General features: G+C 71.9%; 15 protein-coding genes and 1 pseudogene. 7 read left to right on the forward strand and 9 right to left on the reverse strand.

The features are described from left to right. Positions 1-39: 39 nt before the first annotated feature. Positions 40-2,373: a SpoIIE family protein phosphatase gene (locus tag ACIQI8_RS26030; protein WP_402355035.1), complete on the forward strand. Its 2,334-nt coding sequence runs from the start codon at positions 40-42 to the stop codon at positions 2,371-2,373. Between the two features lie 81 nt (positions 2,374-2,454). Here the strand turns inward: ACIQI8_RS26030 and ACIQI8_RS26035 are convergent, their stop codons facing one another. Both ACIQI8_RS26035 and ACIQI8_RS26040 read right to left on the reverse strand, forming a co-directional pair. Continuing rightward, positions 2,455-2,889, reverse strand: a complete 435-nt coding sequence (locus ACIQI8_RS26035) for a cupin domain-containing protein (protein ID WP_402355037.1) — start codon at positions 2,887-2,889, stop codon at positions 2,455-2,457. A 122-nt stretch (positions 2,890-3,011) separates the two neighbouring features. Beyond that, entirely contained in the window at positions 3,012-3,842 is an 831-nt protein-coding gene (locus ACIQI8_RS26040; protein ID WP_402355039.1) for an aldo/keto reductase, read from the reverse strand. 153 nt (positions 3,843-3,995) lie between these two features. On the opposite strand from ACIQI8_RS26040, the gene ACIQI8_RS26045 reads away from it, so the two are divergent. Next, on the forward strand, positions 3,996-5,066 hold the full coding sequence (locus ACIQI8_RS26045; RefSeq protein WP_402355041.1) for a TauD/TfdA dioxygenase family protein: 1,071 nt from the start codon (positions 3,996-3,998) through the stop codon (positions 5,064-5,066). Between the two features lie 36 nt (positions 5,067-5,102). On the opposite strand, the gene ACIQI8_RS26050 is transcribed toward ACIQI8_RS26045, so the two are convergent. After that, the gene (locus ACIQI8_RS26050; protein WP_402355043.1) at positions 5,103-6,131 is read right to left on the reverse strand and encodes an LLM class flavin-dependent oxidoreductase; all 1,029 of its coding nucleotides are present in this window, start codon (positions 6,129-6,131) and stop codon (positions 5,103-5,105) included. 144 nt (positions 6,132-6,275) lie between these two features. Here ACIQI8_RS26050 and ACIQI8_RS26055 point away from each other — a divergent pair, with 144 nt between their 5' ends. Next, complete coding sequence (locus ACIQI8_RS26055) at positions 6,276-8,555, forward strand: zinc-dependent metalloprotease (protein WP_402355045.1); 2,280 nt, start codon at positions 6,276-6,278, stop codon at positions 8,553-8,555. A 703-nt stretch (positions 8,556-9,258) separates the two neighbouring features. On the opposite strand, the pseudogene ACIQI8_RS26060 reads toward ACIQI8_RS26055, so the two are convergent. The 3 genes and pseudogenes from ACIQI8_RS26060 to ACIQI8_RS26070 all read right to left on the reverse strand — a co-directional run. Continuing rightward, positions 9,259-10,023: pseudogene (locus ACIQI8_RS26060) on the reverse strand (MHYT domain-containing protein); the annotation flags it as partial. Positions 10,024-10,155: 132 nt separating this feature from the next. Beyond that, positions 10,156-10,944 carry an ABC transporter permease gene (locus ACIQI8_RS26065; RefSeq protein WP_402355047.1) on the reverse strand — a complete coding sequence of 263 codons (789 nt, stop codon included), beginning with the start codon at positions 10,942-10,944 and terminating at the stop codon, positions 10,156-10,158. Continuing rightward, a complete protein-coding gene (locus tag ACIQI8_RS26070; RefSeq protein ID WP_402355049.1) occupies positions 10,904-11,794 on the reverse strand; it encodes an ABC transporter ATP-binding protein in 891 nt (296 codons plus the stop codon). The genes ACIQI8_RS26065 and ACIQI8_RS26070 overlap by 41 nt, the downstream gene beginning before the upstream one ends. 74 nt (positions 11,795-11,868) lie before the next feature. Between ACIQI8_RS26070 and ACIQI8_RS26075 the strand changes: the two genes are divergently transcribed. Further along, a complete protein-coding gene (locus tag ACIQI8_RS26075) occupies positions 11,869-12,546 on the forward strand; it encodes a TetR/AcrR family transcriptional regulator (protein WP_402355052.1) in 678 nt (225 codons plus the stop codon). Positions 12,547-12,644: 98 nt separating this feature from the next. Here the strand turns inward: ACIQI8_RS26075 and ACIQI8_RS26080 are convergent, their stop codons facing one another. Continuing rightward, entirely contained in the window at positions 12,645-13,670 is a 1,026-nt protein-coding gene (locus ACIQI8_RS26080; protein ID WP_402355054.1) for an AsnC family transcriptional regulator, read from the reverse strand. A gap of 114 nt (positions 13,671-13,784) precedes the next feature. Here ACIQI8_RS26080 and ACIQI8_RS26085 point away from each other — a divergent pair, with 114 nt between their 5' ends. Continuing rightward, the gene (locus ACIQI8_RS26085) at positions 13,785-15,356 is read left to right on the forward strand and encodes an AbgT family transporter (protein WP_402355056.1); all 1,572 of its coding nucleotides are present in this window, start codon (positions 13,785-13,787) and stop codon (positions 15,354-15,356) included. Between the two features lie 48 nt (positions 15,357-15,404). Next, the gene (locus tag ACIQI8_RS26090) at positions 15,405-16,589 is read left to right on the forward strand and encodes a M20 family metallopeptidase (protein WP_402356018.1); all 1,185 of its coding nucleotides are present in this window, start codon (positions 15,405-15,407) and stop codon (positions 16,587-16,589) included. Between the two features lie 51 nt (positions 16,590-16,640). Here ACIQI8_RS26090 and ACIQI8_RS26095 read toward each other — a convergent pair whose 3' ends face one another. After that, complete coding sequence (locus ACIQI8_RS26095; protein WP_402355058.1) at positions 16,641-19,424, reverse strand: ATP-binding protein; 2,784 nt, start codon at positions 19,422-19,424, stop codon at positions 16,641-16,643. A 60-nt stretch (positions 19,425-19,484) separates the two neighbouring features. Next, on the reverse strand, positions 19,485-20,288 hold the full coding sequence (locus ACIQI8_RS26100; RefSeq protein ID WP_402355060.1) for an amidohydrolase family protein: 804 nt from the start codon (positions 20,286-20,288) through the stop codon (positions 19,485-19,487). Between the two features lie 137 nt (positions 20,289-20,425). Between ACIQI8_RS26100 and ACIQI8_RS26105 the strand changes: the two genes are divergently transcribed. Beyond that, positions 20,426-20,782: a MerR family transcriptional regulator gene (locus ACIQI8_RS26105; protein ID WP_402355062.1), complete on the forward strand. Its 357-nt coding sequence runs from the start codon at positions 20,426-20,428 to the stop codon at positions 20,780-20,782. The last annotated feature ends 63 nt before the right edge of the window (positions 20,783-20,845 follow it).

The raw sequence follows: 20,845 nt of genomic DNA on the forward strand, positions 1-20,845 counted from the left end.
CGGTTGTACCGGTGGGACAAAGCAACCATCCTGAGGGATATGGAGCACGCGTCCGCGGCTGCGGCGATCGTCGATGCCCGGGGCATCGTCACGGGGTGGAGCGAGGGTGCCCGGCTGCTGACGGGATACCCCGCCGAGGAAGCCGTGGGACGGCCGGCGCGCGACCTGCTCGCCGAGGAACCGCCGCCCGAGGCCCTGGCCGCGTCGAACGGGACGGTCGTGCTGCGGCATCGCGACGGTTCGCCGGTGCGGGTCGCGCTCAGGGCCTGTGCCGTGATCGGCGAGGGCGGCGCACCGGGCGGTCACGTGATCACGGCCGAGCCACCGGCGCCCGCGACACTGGCCGACCGGGCCTTCGAGCAGGCGTCCATGTCGATGTCCGTCTTCGACACCCGCCAGCGGTATCTGCGGCTCAACGGCATCGCCTGCCAGGCCATGGGCGTACCGGAGGAGGCCCTGCTCGGCCGGCCCTTCCCCGAGACCGTCGAGGACGCCCGGCACAGCCGGGGATTCGCGAGCCATCTGCGCGAGGTGGCCGAGACCGGCAGACCGGTCCGCTACGAGAGCTACACCGGCGAGCCGTCCGGCAACCGCGAGCACTCCTGGAACATCGAGATGTGGCCCGTACGCGACGCGTCGGGAGAGCTGACGGCGGTCGCCCTCGCGGCCTTCGACAGCAGCGAGCAGTACCGGGCCCGGCAGCGGCTGGCCCTGCTGAACGAGGCGGCGACCTCCATCGGCACCACCCTGGACGTGGTCCGCACCGCAGAGGAACTGGTGGAACTCCTCGTGCCCCGGTACGCCGACTTCGCCAGCGTCGATCTGCTCGACTGGGTCCTCGGAGCGGACGAACCCCCCGAGGTGCCCGAGGGCGAGGTCCTACTGCGGCGGGTCGCCCACGGCTCGGTCACCGAGGGCACCCCCGAAGCCGTCGTGCACCTGGGCGATGCGGACGTCCATCCCGCCGCCTCACCACCCGTGCGGGCGCTGCGGGAGGGACGGGCGGTGATCAGCCAGGCGGGCGAGCCGGAGTTCGTGCGCTGGGTCGCCCAGCGCAACGCGCAGGAACCCACCGGACGGCGCTACCGCGAAGGCGTCCACTCCATGCTCGCGGTGCCCCTGCGCGCCCGCGGCACCACGCTGGGTGTCGCCGTCGGCGTCCGCATCGGCCATCCCGACGACTACGTGGCCGACGACGGCGTCCTGGCCGAGGAACTCGCCAGCCGCGCCGCCGTCTGCGTCGACAACGCCCGCCGCTTCGCCCGCGAGCGCACCATCGCACTGGCCCTCCAGCACAGCCTGCTGCCCCGCGGCCTGCCCGGACAGGCGGCCGTCGAGGTGGCCCACCGCTATCTGCCCTCCGGATCCCTGGCCGGCATCGGCGGCGACTGGTTCGACGTGATCCCGCTGTCCGGCAGCCGGGTCGCCCTGGTCGTCGGTGACGTGGTCGGCCACGGCATCGCCTCCTCCGCCACCATGGGCCGCCTCTGTACGGCCGTGCGCACGCTCGCCGACGTGGACCTCCCGCCGGACGAACTGCTGACCCACCTCGACGACCTGGTCACCCACCTCGGCTCGGACGACGCGGGCGAGGAGGTCGCCGAGCTCGGCGCCACCTGTCTCTACGCCGTCTACGACCCCGTGTCGCGCTGCCTCACCCTCGCCGCCGCCGGCCATCCGCCGCCCGCGGTCCTGCTGCCCGACGGCACCGCGCACCTCGTGGAGATGACCGCGGGACCGCCGCTCGGTGTCGGCGGGCTGCCCTTCGAGGCGGTCGAGCTGGAACTGCCCGAGGGCTCCGTCGTCGCCCTCTACACGGACGGTCTGATCGAGGGCCGCGACCGCGACGTCGACCACGCCACCGACGAACTGTGCCGCGCGCTCAGCGCCCGCACCGACACCCTCGACACCCTCTGCGACACGGTCCTGAAGGCCGTCCTGCCGGAGGAGCCCGGTGACGACGTGGCCCTCCTCGTCGCGCGCACCCGCGCACTGGGCGCGGACCGGATCGCCACCTGGGACATCGAGCCGGACCCCGTCCAGGTCGCCGCCGCGCGCCAGGCCGCCACCGAACAGCTGACGGCCTGGGGCCTGGACGAGGCGGCCTTCGTCACCGAACTCGTCGTCAGCGAACTGGTCACCAACGCCATCCGCTACGGCGCACCGCCCGTCCAACTCCGCCTGATCCGCGACCGCACCCTCATCTGCGAGGTCTCCGACGCCAGTTCCACCTCACCGCACCTGCGCCGGGCCCACGCCTTCGACGAGGGCGGCCGCGGACTGCTGCTGGTCGCCCAGCTCACCCAGCGCTGGGGCAGCCGGCAGACCGGCAGCGGCAAGACGATCTGGGCCGAACAGCCGCTGCCCGACTGATCATTGACCGACGGGCCATTGGCCCACCGAGCCATTGGCCCACCAGGTCATCGGCCAGCCAGGTGTCATCGACCGACCTGATCATTCGAACGAGCAGCCCGGGTTCGGCACGTCCTCCGAGAACGGTGCGCCGTGCGGCAGTACGTAGAGCACGTCCAGAACCAGCGGCACGGAGCCCTCGTTGCGGCCGATGTGCACATCGCTCGGGCCACCGGCCTCACGGACGGTGGTGCCCCGCCGATACAGGCCGTCCTGGGCGCAGTCCGAGTGGTAGTGGGTGAGCGTGCCCTGCTGTACGAAGCCGTAGACCGGGCCGTCGTGGTAGTGCCAGCCGGTGCCCTGGCCCGGCGGAACGGTGATCTCCCGCAGGACGTAGTCGGTGTCCCCGATGGTGGTCTGGCTGATCAGCCGCGCGGTCACGCCCGGCCCCGGAGGGGTGGCGCCGGCGGAGCCGCAGGTCAGGACAGTGCCGGAGACGACTGCCCCGACGACGGCGGTACGGAGCGCGTTGCGCATGCGAGGGCCTTCCAGGACGAGGGACGAAGATCGGGTACCGCCGTGAACATAGAGGCCCGGAAAGGGAGTTGGGGCCCGAATGATCGAAGTCGGCGTGGAATCGGCGGTACCGCCCTCGCGGCTCAGAACTCCTCGTGCACCTCGGGGTCCCCGCCGATACGCCGATGGGCGCGGTCGGCGATGGCGCGCATCTGCTCCTCACCCAGGGTGAACCCGAAGATGTCGAGGTTCTCGCGCTGCCGCTCGGGGTTCGACGACTTCGGGATGGGGACCGCGCCCAACTGCGTGTGCCAGCGCAGGACCACCTGGCCGGGCGTCACCCCGAAGGCCTCGGCGACCGTGCCGACCACCGGGTCCTCCAGCAGGCTCGAACCGCGCCCGAGCGGGCTCCAGCTCTCGGTGACGATGCCCTTGGCGGTGCCGAAGGCGCGCAGCTCCTCCTGCGGGAAGAACGGGTGCAGCTCGATCTGGTTGACGGAGGGCAGGACCCCGGTCTCCTTCTCCAGCCGCTCGATGTGCTCCACCGTGAAGTTGGAGACGCCGATCGAGCGGACCAGCCCGTCCTCGCGGAGCTTGATCATGGCGCGCCAGGAGTCGACGTACTTGTCGACGCGGGGCAGCGGCCAGTGGATCAGGTACAGGTCGACGTACTCCAGGCCGAGGCGTCGCCGGGACTCCTCGAAGGACGTGAGCGTCTCCTCGTAGCCGTGATGGCGGCCAGGCAGCTTCGTCGTCACCACCACCTCCTCGCGCGGGACCCCGCTGCGGGAGACACCGAGGCCCACTCCGGACTCGTTGCGGTAGTTGGTGGCCGTGTCGACCAGGCGGTAGCCCAGGCCGAGGGCCTCGGAGACGGCGCGTTCCGCCTCGGCGTCGCTCATCGGCCAGGTACCCAGGCCGACGGCGGGGAGCGTGGTGCCGTCGTTGAGCGTGTGCGTCGGGATGCTGATCACCGTGGGGCCTTTCCTCGACTGTGTCGTCCCTCCAGCCTTACGGGTGCCCCGAGCGGCCATCAACCGGACAGCACCGTCGCCACACACGGCAAAGGCTGACACGATCTTCCTGAAGCTCCTCCCGGGAGCCGACGGACGACCATCGGAGCACGTATGACATCAGGGCGGGACATGGCGGGACAGGCCGCGAAGATAGGGGCCGCGCGGGCCGGGGCCCCGGGGATCGAAGCCGCCGAGGCCAGAGCCGCGCAGAGCAGGGCCTCAAGGGCCGGAGCCGCCGATGCCGAGGCTGCCGGGATCGAGGTGCGACCGGTCGCCGGACACATCGGTGCCGAGATCAGCGGCGTCGACCTGGCCGGCGATCTGGACGACGCGGTGGTCGCCGCGATCCGGGCGGCGGTGCTGCGCTGGAAGGTGGTGTTCTTCCGGGGGCAGCGGCTGGACCATGCGGGGCATGTCGCCTTCGCGCGGCGGTTCGGACAGCCCGTGGTGCTGGGCAGGCGCGGGAGCGCCTCGCCGCCGGACTTTCCCGAGGTGGAGACCACCGCCGACCGGCTGGAGCTGGGCGGGAAGTTCGGGATGGAGCACGACGAGTGGCTCCAGCGCCGACGGCACACCCTGCTGCGCGGCTGGCACTGCGACCACGGCGCCCGCGTCGACCCGCCTGCGGCGACGATCCTGCGCGCCGAGACCGTGCCGCCCTACGGGGGCGACACGACCTGGTCGAACCTGGCCGCCGCGTACGCCGGACTCTCCGGCCCCGTGCAGGAGTTCGTGTCCGGACTGCGGGCCGACCACCGGCTGGGCGTCGGGTACCAGCCGAGGCCGGGTGACGACTCGTACGTGCGTCATCTGCTGGACCACCAGGTCGCCTCCGTGCACCCGCTGGTGCGCGTCCACCCGGAGACGGGGGAGCGGGTGCTCTTCGTCAACGGCTACTACCTGGAGCAGATCGCGGACGTCTCCCGGCCGGAGAGCGCCGCGATCCTCGACATGCTGCTGGAGCAGGCGACCCGGCCGGAGTACACGGTCCGGTTCCGCTGGGAGCCGGGCAGCGTGGCCTTCTGGGACAACCGGGCCACCATCCACCTCGCCCCCGGCGACAACGCCCACCTCGGCCACCCGCGGATCATGCACCGGGTGATGCTCACCGGTGACGTGCCCGTCGGCGTGGACGGCAGACCGTCCCAGCCGGTGGTGGGCACCGAGCCCGGCCGCTGGTGAGGCGCTGGCGGCCGGGACGGGTCGCCGGCCGATCGGCTAGGCGGCGGGCCGCCAGCCCAGCGCCGGGCCCAGCTTCGTCGCCATGTCGGTCAGGATCTGCACGTAGTCCTCGTGCTCGAAGGTGAACGGCAGCGCGAAGGCGACCTCGTCGATCTCGCGGAACGCGGCGTGCGCGTGGAGCTGTTCGGCGATCTCCTCGGAGGTGCCGACGATGTCCGGGGCGAACAGCAGCCGCGCCGGGCCCTGCGGGGACGTGGTCCGCGGAGTGCGCTTGGCCACGAACTCCGCGTACTTCGCGCGCTGTTCCGGCGAGGCGGAGTCGGTGGGGATGACGACGAGACCGTGCGAGACGCGGGCCGCGTCGCCCTCCGGGTGGTGGGCGCGGAAGGCGCGGATGAGGGAGAGCTGGATCTCGGCGAAGTCCCAGGGCCCCTCCGGTGCCTCTGCCTTGACGACGCTGCTCGTCAGGAAGTTCATCCCGTTCTCGCCGGCCCACCGTGCCGAGCCCAGGCTGCCGCCGCCGTACCAGAGACGCCGGCCGAGGCCGGGGGAGTGCGGCTGGACCCGGTCCGAGAACACCTCGAAGCCCTCGACACCGCCGGAGTCGGTGGCCGGCTTCCCGCGGACGAAGTCCACGAACCTGCGCACCCGCTCGTAGCTGAAGTCCTCGACGTCGGCCGTGTCCGGATAGAGCGCTTCCTTGACCCGGTCGAAGTGCATGGGCGGTCCGACGCTGACGCCGGGGTTCACGCGCCCGCCGGACAGGATGTCGACCGTCGCCAGATCCTCCGCGAGGCGCAGCGGGTTCTCCCAGCCGAGCGGGGTGACCGCCGTGCCCAGCTCGATCCGGCTGGTGCGCTGCGAGGCGGCCGCCATGATCGCGACAGGGGAGGAGATGCCGTACTGCAGATGACGGTGGCGCAGCCACGCGCTGTCGAAGCCGAGCCGTTCGCCCAGTTCGATGATCTCCAGCGTGGACTCGTGGCCCTTGCGCGGATCGGCCTCGTCGAACAGGCCGATGGTCAGGAAGCCCAGCTTGCGCAAGGGGCGTGAGGTCGGCGGCACGGGCTCCTCCGTGGTTCTTCGATCATCTCCGGACGGCAGTGCCAACCGGATCACCGTACGAAGTGTTCCCGCTGTTCCCGCCCGTCACCACGCGAGCCGTGCCTGAAAGGATCACGTCGAGCACCCCTCTCCGAAAGGGCACGCATGCCGGCCGACTTCATCGACCTCGTCACCGACGCCGTCCTCCCGGATGACCGGGTGCTCCTGGGCATCCGCCACTTCGACGAGCCGTTCCTGCTCACCGTCTCCCTCTCCCAGGGGCTCGGCTCCAGCGAGCTGTGGCTGGACCGGGGCCGCGCGGGCAAGGCGAGACTCGCGGTGTTCCGGCGGACCGGCGACCGGGTCCTGTTCGTCGTCCGCAACAAACATTTCCTGACCTCCGGCGACGAGGCCGCCGTGCGCGCCGGTCAGGAGTCCTTCGCCATGTCCGTGGTGTGGAGCGGCCTGGTGCTGCGCGAGGAGAACGGCGCGGCCCTCGTGGACGCGACCGACCTCGTCCTCGCCGACCACGACCGGGTCGCCGAGCACCTGCACGAGAAGGAACAGGGGGAGTACGCCGTCGACGCGGCCCTCAGTCTCCCGCTCGTCGCCGACAGCCGTACCGGCCCCACCGGCATCCGCCTGCCTGCCCTCCTCACCTTCCGGGGTCCCGGCCGCGGCGCCGCGATCCGGGCGGTCGCCGCCGACCCGCGCGCCGTGACGGTCGTCCAGCAGCTCAACCTGATCCGGCTGCCCGCCGACCCGATGCCGGTACGCCGCTTCCACCCCGCCTCCGGCGGCTACGGCGTCGGATACGCCGACCACGGCCGCGTCGGACTGGCCGACACGCAGGTCAAGGTCCAGCCCCGCTTCCGCGTCGGCCCGGGCACGGCCCCCATCGTGTTCCAGGTCGACCCGGCCGTCCCCGAACCCTTCCGCTCGGCCGTGATCGAGGGCGGCAACTGGTGGCGGGACGCGTTCGCGGCGATCGGCCTGCCCGACGCCTATCGCGTCGAGGCGGGCGGCGACGGCTTCGACCCGTACGAGCCGGGGGTCAACGGCGTGGTGTGGGTGCACCGGGCAGGCCGCGGCTGGTCCCTCGGCCAGGGGCTGACCGACCCGCGCACCGGCGAGATCCTGCACGCCCGGGTACGCCTCGGTTCCCAGCGCGTCGAGCAGGTCCGTGCGCTGGGCGAGGCTCTGCTGGCCCCCTACGGACGCCCCGACGAGGCCGAACGCCTAGCCGCCGTCGAGGAGTTGGTCCTCGCCCGACTGCGCCACCTCGCAGCGCACGAGATCGGCCACGCCCTCGGCTTCATGCACAACTTCGCGAGTACGACCCACCCGAAGCCGTCGGTCATGGACTACCCGCACGCGGGTGTCCGCGTCGGCGACGACGGCCGCATCGATCTGTCCGCCGCCTACTCGACGGGGCTGGGCCCGTGGGACCACTTCCTCGTCGCCCACGCCTACGGTCGGTTCGCGGACGAGACGGCCGAACTCGCCCGACTGCGGCGGGAGTCCGCCGAGTTGGCCTACGTCTCCGACGACGATGGCCAGGGACCGGACGTCGCCCATGCCGACGGCGTGCCCTGGGTGACGGCCGCACACCCGTTCCAGGCCCTGGAGACGATGACACGCGTTCGCCGGGTCGCGCTCGACGGGTTCTCACGCGGGGTGCTGCCGCCCGAGCGGCAGACCGGTGAACTGGAGGAGCGGTTCGCGCTGTTGTACCTCCTGCACCGGCACGAGGTGGCCGCGGTGGCGCGGCTGGTCGGGGGAGTGCGGTACGCGTACGGCCTCGCGGGAGACGGACTCGGTAGGGTCCGGGGTACGGACGTAGTCGACGCCGCCACTCAGCAGCGGGCGCTCGCCCGGCTGGCCTCGCTCCTGTACGCCGACCAACTCGCCCTGCCCGGCGCCGTGTTGGACACCCTAACCCCGCCGGCCATCCGCTACGGACGCACCGAGCAGTACCTCGACACGGGCGCGGGCCGGATCTTCGACCCCCTCGTGGCGGTCGGAGCCGCCGTCACCCTGGTCACCGAACAGCTCCTGGAACCGGCCCGGTTGAACCGCCTCGCCTGGCAGCACGCCACCGACCCCGGCGTGCCGGGTGTCACCGACGTGGTCGACGCGCTCCTCGCCGCCACCTGGCGCCGCGGCGATCCGGTCCCGGCGGAGACGCGTGGCGGTGAGGCGGTGCGGCACACGGCCGAGTGGACGCTCCTCAACCACCTGCTGACCGTGGCCGAGGACGGCACCCTGCACGCCGTCGCGCGCACGGAACTGCGCGCCGCGCTGCGCCGGTTCGCCGAGGAGGCCGGCCACCGGGACGACGACGGCGGTCGTGAGGCCGCCGGCCTGATCGGCCGTTTCCTGTCCGACCCCGGCTCGGTCCTGCTCGACCCGCTGCCACGGGTGCCGCCCGGTGCGCCGAACTGACGTGCTCGGGTGGCTGGGTGATCGGGGCGCCGATGGCCGTTGGGTCGGGCGGGCCACTATCTCGTGGACGCAGGGCGGGGCCGGGTGGGGTGCCGGCCGACGTGCGGTGTGGCCGCGGGTCTGGGGCGGAGGCGGTTCGCAGCGGTTGCGGGAGCGGTCCCGCGCCGGCGCCGGACATCGCCGGGTGGTCAGGACGTCGGCGGGCGGGCCGACGGGTCGCGGGTCAGGCCGGCTACCACTCCTGGGCGCGCGGTGGGGCCGGGCGAGGTGCCTGCTGCGGGGGACCGTAGTGTCCCTGTGCCGGGCCGGTGGTTGGTGGTGCCTGCCGACGCGCGGTTGTGGGCGTGGGTTTGGGCGCGGACGTGGTCCGGAGCGGTTGCGGGGGTAGTCCACCGCCGGTGCCGGTGGAACGTCCGGAGCCGGACTCCGTGGAATGTCCCGAGCCGGACTCCGTGGGACGTCCGGGGCCGGCCCCGGTGGGTTCCTGGGGACGACCGGGCGCGGACCGGGACGGATTCCGGCGCCGTCCTCCGGAGGCGGTGGCTTGGGAGATGTCCCGAGACTGCCGGGACGTGGCTGCGGGCCCGTCCGGGTGTGGCCGTGCCGCGGTGGCGGACCGGTCGAGGAAGCTGCCCCGGGAACGCGCGCCGGATCCGGCGGCCGGGTCTCCCGCGTCGGACGTCTTCGTGGCCGCGCCCCGGGGCGAGCCGGACGAGGTGCGGTTCCATTCGCCGTCGCCGAGCACCAGCAGCGGGTCGAACATGACCACCACGCCGGCCAGCAGCAGGAAGACCGCCGGTCCCAGCAGCATCGGCAGCAGCAGTGAGGTGGGCGAGTCGCCCGAGTAGGCGCCGTTGCCGTTGTTGTGCACATGGACGGCCACGGCGGCCATGCCCGTGTAGTGCATGCCGGACACCGCGATACCCATGACGAGGCTGGCCCCGAGGCTCGTCAGGAATCCCCGGATGGAGACGGCGGCCCAGAGCGCGGCGGTAGCGGCGACGATCGCGATCAGGACGGACAGGCCGACGGTGACCACGTTGTACTCGATGTCCCCGTTGAGCTGCATGGCCGCCATGCCGAGGTAGTGCATCGCGGCGACACCGAGCCCGGTGATGACACCGGCGACCGCCAGTGTCGTCCGGCCGGCGCCCAGATAGCCGACGATGAACACACCGATGGCGACCACGAGGATCGCGACAACCAGGCTGAGTACGGTCAGAGCCACGTTGTAGCGGATCCCGGTCTCCTCGACCTGGAAGCCGAGCATCGCGATGAAGTGCATGGTCCAGATGCCGCAGCCGATGGACGCGGCGCCGAGCGCCAGCCAACCGGGCTTCCAGGACTCCTCGTTGAGCAGGGAGCGGACGATGCACCGCAGCCCCAGCGCCCCTCCCAGGCAGGCCATCAAATAGGCCGCCACCGGGGTCACCGCACCATAGCGGAACCCGTCGATCGTGCCGTTCATGCGCCAACTCCCCCCAGAGCAAAGGCACCTTGTGGGTGAAGATTACGGTCACGGCGCGTGAAAGCAAGCCCTTCCTCGCAGTTCGCTGTGAACTCTGTGCCATCAGCAGCTCACTCAGGCCGCACGGTGGGCCTACAGCGCGACCAGCCGGGCACTGCCGCCCCGCAGACGCACCGAGGCCAGGGCGCCGCAGATCAACGCCGTGCCGAGGAGCGTGCCGCAGGCCGCCGCGACGCTGTGCGTGCCGCCGGTGAGCGCGGCGTGCAGACCTCGGGTCGCCCAGTAGCCGGGCGAGGCCGGAGCCACGTCCGACACCCAGGCCGGCAGGACGCTGAGCGGGACGAGCGCGCCACCGACACTGCTGAGCAGCATGCCGCCGACGTCATAGGCGGCGGACAGCTCGCCCATGCTGCGCACCACGACCCCGAGCAGCGCGCCGAGACCGAGCAGGGTGCAGCTCCAGCACAGCAGGACGCTCAGCAGCAGGAACGGGTGCGGCACGGCCAGCCCGAAGACCCCCACGCCGAAGCCGACGATCAGCAACTGCTGGGCGAACAGCGCCGCGAAGACGGGGACGGCCTTGCCGGCGAGCAACTCCGCGGGGTGGAGCGGTGTGCCGCGCAGCCGGTCCCATGTGTGGGCGAGCCGTTCGGTGAGGATCGCGCTGCCGGAGATGCTCAGCGCGAGCAGCGAGAAGGTGACCAGGGTGCCGACGACGGCCTGCTCGGTACCGGCCGTCCGGCCCTGCGCGGCGAGGTAGAGCGGACGCAGCAGGGTGATGAAGACCAACGGCAGGATCATCCGGCTCAGCAGCGGGCCCGGTTCGCGCAGCATCAGCAGCGCGTTGTGGCGTATCAGGACACTCACGCGGGCGGCGGACTCACGCGGCCGCATCGTGCGGCTCCGGGTCGGTCGGGGCATTCTGCGGCTCCGTGGTTTCGAGGGACCGGTAGAGGTCGTCCAGGCTCGGGCGGCGGATGTCGACGCCGGAGGGCGTGCGGCCGGCGGCGAGCAGGGCGGCGAGATCGGCGCCGGGGTCCGTGGTCGACATCCGTAGCTCGGCGTCGGCCGGATCGGCGAACGAGACCCTGAGTTCGCCGGGGAGGTGGCGGGTGAGTTCTTCCTGGGTGCCGCGCGCGATGACCCGCCCGGCTCGTGCGAGCGCCAACGTGGCGTCGAGGTCGACGAGTTCGGGCAGGTAGTGCGTCGTGTAGACCACGGCGGCACCGGCCTCGGCGCGGGACCTGACGGCGGTCAGCAGGGCCGCTCGCGTCTGCGGATCGGCCCCGGCCGTCGGCTCGTCGAGCAGCAGCAGGGGCGGGGAACCGACCATGGCGGTGGCTGCCTGGACGCGGCGGCGCTGCCCGCCGGAGAGTACGCCCACGGGCCGGTCCGCGAGAGCCGTCAGGTGCAACTCCTCCAGGACACGGGCGATCTCGGCGGCCCGGCGCCGTCCGCGCAGCCCCGCCAGTCCGGCGTACAGCCGCAGGTTCTCCCGCACGCTGACACCGCCGTACAGGGCCAACTCCTGCGGAGCCACGCCGAGCAGCCGTCGCGCGGCCCGGCCGGCGCGTAGCGCGTCGAGCGCCCCGACCTGGAGTCGGCCCGCGTCGGGACGCACGAGACCGGTGACGATCTCGACGAAGGTGGTCTTGCCGGCGCCGTTGTGCCCGATCAGGCCGACGATCTCGCCGGGCGCGACCGACAGGTCGAAGCCGTCGAGCGCACGCCGCCTGCCGTAGCGCTTCACCAGTCCGTCCGCGACGAGCATCTGCCCTCCAGGTACCAGCGATGGATCCGGGAATCGGCGTGCGTATACGCCGTATACGTCTACACTGTAGACCCATGAGCGGCAGACGTGAAGAGATCCTGGACGCGGCGCTGGCCATCGCCGACGAGCACGGCCTCGACGCGGTCTCCATGCGCGCACTGGCGGAGCGCGTCGGCGTGACGCCGATGGCGTTGTACCGGCACGTCAAGGACAAGGCCGAGCTCCTCGACGGCATGGTCGGACGCCTGCTCGCCGCGCTGCTGCGGTCGGGCGTGGTCGAGGACCTGGCCTGGGACGAGCGGCTCAACGCCCTCGCGTACGCCGTCCGGGAGGTGACCGGGCAGCACCCCTGGGCCGCGCAACTCCTCTTCTCCCGTCCCGCCGTCACGCCGGACGCCGTGCGAGCGGTCGACTTCATCTACGTCGCCCTCATCGAAGCGGGAGTCCCGGAATCCGAGGTGCCCCGACTGGAACGCCTGGTCAGCACCTTCGTGATCGGCTTCGCCGCCTCCGAGGCCTCGGGCCGCTTCTCGCCGGGAGCCCTGGACCCGCGCGGCCGACGCGGTCAACTCCCGGACGGCGAGCTCCCGGGCCACACCAGACTCGGACCGTGGCTGGACCTGCCCGTGGACCTCACCGCCGAGTTCGAGGCCGACCTGGACGACATCCGGCGACTGGTCGTGGCGGCCGCTCAGCCCAGGGGTTCCGCCCCGTCTTCATCCAGGGCCGACATGCCGAGGACGAAGCGGTAGCGGACGTCGTTGCAGGTCGGTGGTCTCCACGGTGACCGGTCCGGGGTGGCCGAGTTGGCTGAGTGTGCCGTCCATCGCGACCAGGCGCGGCCGGAGGCTCACAGCAGCGTCGGCGCGTGGAACTCGCCGAGGCCCGAGGTCAGGTCGCGGTCCAGCCAGTAGCGGCGCGGCTCGGTGAGCATGACGTCGACGCTGACGGCGAGGAGGCCGGGGATCCTGGCCAGCTCGTGGTCGACGAAGAGCGCCAGGGCGGAGCGGTCGGCGACCAGGCCGGTGGCGAGCACGGACATGTCGCTCGCGACGTGGGCGACGAGCCGGGTCTGGGGGAGGTGGTCGATGCGGCGCATCACGTCGGGGGTCTCACCCGGAGCCACCCGCAGGCGGAGGATGAAGGACGTCTCAAAGCCCAGCCATTCCGACACGACCTCCAGACGCGGTTTCACCCACTCCTCGTCCAGGACCCGACGGACGACGCGGTGCGCGGTGGAGGTGGCCAGGCCGGCGGCTCGGGCGATGCTCGCGGCGGATGCCCGGCTGTCCCGGAGCAGTTGGGCGACGGCCGTGCGCTCCGCCTCGCTGAGCGGTTTCGCCGGGGGCGTGGCGGTCGCGGTGCCCTCGGGGCGGGCGCCGGTGAGCTTCAGCAGGTCGGCGCGTTCCGTCTCCGTGAGGAACTGCGGGTCCCAGGTTCTGCCCCGGCGCAGGGTGCTGAGCGCCGGCAACGCCTTGACGCGGCGGACACCGGGGACGGAGAACATCCGGTCGATCGCCTCGCTGGTGGCCGCCTCGGACGGGGCGTGCACGACGGCGTAGAGCGGGTGGTCGCCCGAGATCTGTGCCAGCAGCTGGAGATGGGGCAGGCCGCGGAGCCGGTGGAGGACGGCGAGCGGGGTCTCGCCGGTGATGTCGAGGAAGACATGGACCGGCATGGCCGTGGAGTGCATGCCCCAGTCGGCCTGTCCGATCACGCGGACCATCCGTGCCTCGTGCAACCGGTCGTAACGGCGTTTGAGCGTGCTGGCGTCGGCGGCGAGGATCTCGCCGATGTCGTCCCAGGTGGCCCGGGGTGCCAGGTGGAGCGCGCCGATGAGGCGCCGGTCGAGCTCGTCGAGGAGAGGACGGGTCATGGTGCTCCCTTTAGGGTGCCGATTCATCCCACTCTTACATCGGAGATATAGAGAATCTCTCATCAGGATGCCATCGTTCGCAGGAACGTCCCCCCACTGCACGAAGAGGTATCCATGAGTGTCACCTCCGCTCAGCCTCAGTCCCCGCCCCCGTCCCAGCCGACCGAGCCACAGTCGAGAGCTCTTCGCATCGCGTTCCGGAGCTTCGCGGCGATCGAGAAGGTCGGCAACAGACTCCCCAACCCCTTCTGGCTGTTCTGGATCCTCGCGGGGGTCGTGGTCGTCCTCAGCGCGGTACTGGCGGCGGCCGGTGCCGGCACCGTCCACCCGGGGACGCACGAGGCCATCAAGGTGCAGAGCCTGCTCAGCAAGGCCGGCCTGACGACGATGATCGAGGGGGCCGTCGACAACTTCGCGACCTTCCCGCCGCTGGCCACCATCCTGATCGTGGGCTTCGGCATCGCCGTCGCCGAGGCCAGCGGGCTGTTCACGACCATGCTGCGCGGCATGGTGGCGCGCGTGCCGGGCAGGTACCTCACCTTCGCGCTGTCGATGACGGCGATGGTCGCCCATGTCGCGGGCGACGCCGCGTACGTCACCCTCATCCCGCTCGGCGCCCTCGTCTACCGCGCCGCCGGCCGCAGTCCGGTGCTCGGCTGCATCGTCGCCTACGTCTCGATCTCCGCCGGTTACGACGCCTCCCCGGCGATCACCACGACCGACGTACTGCTGTCCTCGATCTCCACCGCCGCGGCCCACACCATCGACGCGGACCACGTCGTCACCCCGGTGGCCAACTACTTCTTCGCGCTCGCCTCGTCGGTCCTCGTCGCCCTGGTGATCACACTCGTCGTCGACAAGGTCATCGCCAAGCGCTCGGACCTCGACCCCGACGAGCCGATCGCCGCGCTGACCGCCGACGAACTGAAGACCATCGAGGTCACCGAGGAGCAGCGCCGGGCATTGCGGACGACCGGCCTGGTCGCGCTCGGCTTCGTCGCCCTCCTGGCGGCGGCCCTCCTCCCGGCCTCCTCACCACTGCGCGGCCCGGGCGGCTCCATCGTCGAGTCCCCGCTGATCACGGGCATGTCGCTGGTCCTCTTCCTGTTCTTCACCCTGCTCGGCTGGGTCTACGGCCGGATGACCGGCACCTTCCAAGCCCCGCGCGACATCGTCGACGGGCTGGTCGAGGGCACGCGCACCTACGCCCCGATCCTCGTCCTCTTCTTCGCGATCTCGCAGTTCCTCGCCTACTTCAAGTGGACGAACATCGGCAACGTCATCGCCATCGAGGGCGCGCAGACGCTCAAGGACATGCACCTGGGCGGCTGGACCGTGCTGGTCGGCATCGCCGTACTGATCACCTTCATGAACCTCGTCATCACCAGCGGCTCCGCCCTGTGGGCGCTGGCCGCGCCGATCCTCGTCCCCATGCTGATGCTCATCGGCATCGAACCCGAGACCACCCAGGCCGTCTACCGCGTCGCCGACTCGGTCACCAACTGCGTCACCCCGATGAGCCCGTACTTCGCGATGGCGCTGGGCTTCATCCAGCAGCACAAGAAGTCCGCCGGCATCGGCACCCTGGCCTCCTTCACGATCCCGATCGCCGCCGTCGTCTGGATCGTCTGGGTCGCGTTCTTCGTGGCCTGGTACCTGCTCGGCATCCCCTTCGGCGTCGGCTGATCCCGCGACACCGCCATGCCCGCATGCCTCCGTACGAGAAAGCAGATGATGACCGCCTCACCCGCAGCCGCCCCCCTCACCGCCCGCGCCCAGGACGTCTCGTCGAAAATCGTCGACGACATCCTGACCCTCGTCCGCCAGGAGACCGGCAGTTACGACCTTCCCGGCCTCGCCGGCGGCCTGGACCTCCTGCGTGAGCTGACCGTCCGGCGACTCGGCCGGCCTGACCACGAACAGCGCCACCCCGGTGGCGCGTGCGGCGACACCCTCACCCTGAGCTACGCCGGTACCGGCGCCGGGCATGTCGCGCTCGTGGGCCACTACGACACCGTATGGCCGACCGGGACCCTGGCCGGGTGGCAGCAGCCGGGGCCGTCCGACGACGGGCGGGACAGGCTCGGCGGGCCGGGCATCTTCGACATGAAGGCCGGTCTGGCGCAGGGCATTTGGGCCCTGAAACTGGCCCGGGAGAGTGGTGTGCCGCTGCCCACCGTCACCTTCCTCTTCAACGGTGACGAGGAGATCGGGTCCCTGTCCTCGCGGCCGGTGATCGAGGAGGTCGCGCAGCAGGCCGACGTCACGCTGGTACTGGAGCCGAGTGCCCACGGCGCGGTCAAGACCGCCCGCAAGGGCACCGGGATCTTCCAGGTCACCGTCACCGGAGTGGAGGCGCACGCCGGGCTCGCGCCGCAGGACGGGGCGAGTGCGATCACCGCGCTGTCCGAGTTCGTAGTGGCCGCCGCGATGGTCGCCGCGCCCGAAAAGGGCACCACGATCAACACCGGCCTCTTCAAGGGCGGTTCGGCCATCAACGTCGTCGCCGGACAGGCCACCGCCGGTGTCGACATCCGGGTCAGCAGTCAGGCCGAACAGGACCGTGTCGACGCGGAGTTGGACGCCATCGAGGTCAGCGACCCGCGCGTCCGGATCGATATCGACCACGCCTGGAACCGGCCGCCGATGACCCTCAACGCCGCCTCCGTCCCCCTGCTCGACCTAGCCCGCGCGGTCGCCCGCGAACAGGGCCGCGACGCCCTGCGCGACACCGCGGTCGGCGGCGCCAGTGACGCCAACTTCGTCGCCGCGCTCGGTCTGCCCGTGCTGTGCGGCATGGGCGCCGTCGGCGACGGAGCCCATGCCCAGGGGGAGTTCATCTACCCGGACACCGTGCCCGCCCAGACCGCCCTGGTCGCAGGCCTGCTCGAACGACTGGCGCAGCCGCTGCGAGGCTGAGCCCGGGAGACCTCCCCCAGCAGTACACCTTCCTGGCCCTGCGCGGCAGCACTACTCGGGCGGCAGGTGCGCCAACGCGTCACGCAGGGCGGCGCGTGAGGCCACGCCCAGCTTCGGGAAGAGCTGGCGCAGGTGGGCGGCGACGGTGCGGGGGGAGAGGAAGAGGCGTTCGGCGATCTGCTTGTTGGTGAGGCCGGCCGCCGCGAGCATGGCGATCTCCCGTTGCTGCGGGGTCAGCGACGCCGGCCCGGAGGTCCCGGCGGCTCCCAGGGACAGACCGGTCGCCCGCAGTTCGTTGCCCGCGCGTGCCGCCCAGGGTCGTGCGCCGAGTCGTTCGAAAGCGTCGATGGCATCGCCGAGTTGGGTGCGCGCCTCAGAGGTGGCCTTGGCGCGGCGGAGGCGTTCGGCGTAGGCGAGTCGGACCCTGGCCAGCTCGAAGGGCCAGCGGTCGGTGCCGGGTACGGCGAGCGCCTCCTCGAACAGCGCGGTCGCGTCGTGGTCGACGGCCGCGATCGCCGCCGACGCCTTGACGAGCAGCGCGAGGCGGGGCGAGATCGCGTCGATGCCGGCCTCGCGCGCCACCGCGGCATGAGCGGCCGCCTCCTTGATCCGGCCCGTCCTGACCGCGGCCTCGACGAGGTCCATGACGACGAAGAGGGCCGGAGGGACGTGCGAGGCGAGTTCCCCCGGGCGGCTGATGGCGGACGCGTGCCGGTAGGCGTCCTCGAACCGGCCGCGGCCGATCGCGGCGAGCGCCCGCGCGTGCGAGGCGCAGGACAGATAGGAACCCACCCCGCGCGGTGTCGCCCACAGAGTCATCTCGTCCGTCAGCGCTCGCGTGGTGGCCTCGTCACCGCGCGCCGCGGCGACCAGCGCCCGCTGGTACAGGAACTCCGTCGACAGCAGCTGATAACTGTGGGCTTCCCCCAGATCCCGTCCCTGTGTGGCCTGTGCTTCGAGCTCGTCCCACTCGCCCGCCGCGAAGTGGTCCCTGCCCAGGTAGACCAACCCCTGGATCTCCACGGCGAGCGAGCTGTTGTCCCGCCCTTCGCGCAGGACGCGCCGCAACGCCGTCCTGCACCCGGGCAACCGGTCCACGTAGAGAGAGGTCATGGCGATCCGGATGACGCGGACGGGGTCGACCTCGCGGTCGAGCGAGGTGATCGCCTCGTCGAGCTTCGCGAGCGCGGGCGGTGCGGTCCGCGCCGGATCGGCCATCGTGCTGAGGGCCAGGGCGAGTTGGTCCGGAATCCCCGGCTTCACGAGGCTCAGTGCCGTGTGCAGCGGTTGCCACAGCTCCGCGCGCTGACTGCTCTGGCACAGCCAGGCGAGTGTGTACAGCGCGTTGATCATGGTCGGGTCGGTCGCGTCGTACGGCTGGTGCTGCATCCGGATGGCGCCGACGAGCAGCCGGTGGGCGGTGTCGAGGTCGCCCTCGCCGCTGAGCAGGATGTGGTGGGCCGCCGCCACCGCGGCGACCAGCGGCCCGGCCCGTCCGCCGTCGGCCAGGCGGGCCTCCTCCAGCAGTCTCGGCACATCCCGCAGATCACCGGTCAGGTCCGCGCCGAGATAGGCCGCCTCGGCGATCCGGCGACTGCGCTCGTAGCCGCGCGGACTCAGCTCCGCGGCGCGCAGCAGCGCATTGATGGCGCCGCCCGCGTCACCCCGCCGCACGTTCGCGCGCGCCACCTGCTCCAGCAGTACCGCGACGTCCTCGTCGGGTTCGACCGCGGCGTGGGCCAGGTGCCAGGCGCGCCGGTCGGGCCGGTCGGTCCGGTAGGCGGCGAGGGCGCGATGCACCTCGCGCCGCTGATCGCTGGTCGAGAGCTCCACGACGGCGGAGCGCGTGAGCGGATGCCGGAACGCCAGGCGTCCGGTGCTCTCGTCCACGTACACGAGTCCCGCCCGCTCCGCATCGCTCAGGTCTTCCATACGGGTCGCCTCGGAACCGGCCGACGCGAGGACGCGCAGGTCACCGGTGCCGTCCAGGACCGCGTACAGGAGGAGCAGGCGGGTCGAGGCGGGCAGTGCCTCCACGCGGGAGGCGAACACCGCCTGGAGCCGGCGGCTCAACGGCAGCAGTTCGGGCATCCCGGCGCCGGAGCGTTGCGTGCTGCTGAGGGCGGTGGGCAGTTCAAGGAGGGCCAGCGGGTTGCCCTGCGCCTCGGTCAGCAGGCGCTCCCGCACGCGGGGGGCCAGGGAGGGGGAGCGCGACTCGATCAACGCCGCCGCCGCGGCCCTGCCGAGCGGCTGCACGTGGTGCCGGGGGACTCCGCCGTGCTCGAAAAAACTTCCCTCTCCCGACCGGTACGCGCCGAGGACGCCGACCCTGCTGCCGCCCAGGCGGCGCGCGACGAAGCCCAGCACCGTGGCGCTGGCGCGGTCCAGCCACGGAAGATCGTCGACGACGACCAGCAGCGGGCGCTCCGCGGCTCCCTGCGCGAACAGGGTCAACACCGCGTTCGCGACGAGGAGTTGATCGGAGGGTGCCCCCTGGTCCAGCCCCAACGCGGCACCGAGGGCGTTGCGATACGGATCGCTCAACCCCTCGATCCCCGCGAACAACGGCTGCAGAACCTGATGGAGCCCCGAGAAGCTGATGGTGCTCTCGAACTCCACGCCGGCCGCACGCACCACCCGCGCACCCGCGCCGTGCGCCCGCTCGGCCGCCGCGTCCAGCAGCACCGTCTTGCCGACACCGGCATCCCCGGACAACAGCAGCGCCCCGCCGCAGAGCAGGGCCTCGTCGACGAACTCCCGCATCAGTACGAGGTCGTGATCGCGCCCGACCAGCTGTCCCGTCGGACCCGGCAGCGGAGACCCATCCCGGTGCATGCACATCTCCCTTCCGACCTCGGCACTTTACCTGTGGCCCGGACGGGCACCGGCCACCCGTCACGCCAGGCGCAGCAGCTCCGCGAGGTTCCCGCCCAGCACCCGTTCCCGGATCTCGCCGGGCCGAGTGACCCGTTCCACCGTGGTGCGCGCGACGACGGGGTCGCCGTAGGGGGCGTCCGAGCCGAAGAGGGTGCGGGTGGGGAGTTCGCGGATCGCGAGCCGGACCGCGAAGATCAGGGCGGCCGTGGAGAGTTCCAGGTAGACGTTGGGCGCGGTCCGGGCCAGTTCGACCGCTTCCATCCAGTTGGTCCCGGCCAGTTGGCTGATCACCAGGGGGACTCGCGGGTAGCGGGCCGCCAGGGCGACGAGCGTGCGCACGTCCGCCGCGGTGGTGGGGGCGAAGCCGTGGACGACCACCGGCAGCCCGGCATGGTCGTGCGCCGCCCGGAGGACCGGCTCGACCAGGTCCGCCCGGTCGGGCGGGGGAGTGAGCTCACCTACGCCGTGCAGTCCGCGAGCGACCACGTCCCGGTCCACGGCGGCCGCGATCTCGGTGGCGGAGCGGTCCAATCGGACGGAACCGAAGCCGAGGAACCGGTCCGGGTGGGTCGCAAGGGCCTCGTCCAACTCCCGCCATGCCACAGCGAATCCGTCGTCTGCGCGCGGGACGTCCGTACTCCCGCCGCCGCCCAGAGCACGGTCCAGCACGCTCATCTCGCGGCGCAGGGAGGCCAGATCAGTCGCCCGCTCCGGGTGCGGTCGGGTGGGAAAGAGGACGGCGCGATCCACACCCGCGTCGTCCAGCGCGGACAGATGCACGTGGAGCGGGTCGTGGACGTGGCTGTGGGCATCGATGATCATGTCTGCCTTCCGGACTGATACGGACTCCGACGCGGCGGGAACCCGGCGGAGCGGTACGGCCCCCGACGGAATGCCGGTGGCCGTCAGCAGTGTTGATCCCTGACACCGTTGGAAGGTCAAGCGAGAGGAGCGGGCCGATGCTGATCGGGGAGCTGGCCGAGCGGACCGGAACCAGCGAACGGCTGCTGCGCTACTACGAGCGAGTGGGGCTGCTACGGCCCGAGCGGCTGCCCAACGGCTATCGCCGGTACGGCGATTCCGACACCGCCGCCGTGCTGCGCATCCGCTCCCTGCTCGCCGCCGGGCTGCCCACCCGGGTCATCCGCCAGGTCCTGCCCTGCACATCCGGCACGGCCGCCGTGCGCGCCTGCCCGGGCGTGCTCGACGCCCTTCGGGACGAGCTCAGTGCGCTCGACCGACGGGCCGCCGAACTGGACGCGGCGCGCGAAGTGTTGCGGGACACGATCGCGAAAGCCGCGACCGAACGGGTCTAGCCGCGTCGGCACAGGCAAGCAGATTCGAACATACGTTTAATTACGGCGCGCGGTGGAAGGTGC

Source organism: Streptomyces sp. NPDC092369, from assembly GCF_044755245.1.
Lineage (GTDB): Bacteria > Actinomycetota > Actinomycetes > Streptomycetales > Streptomycetaceae > Streptomyces.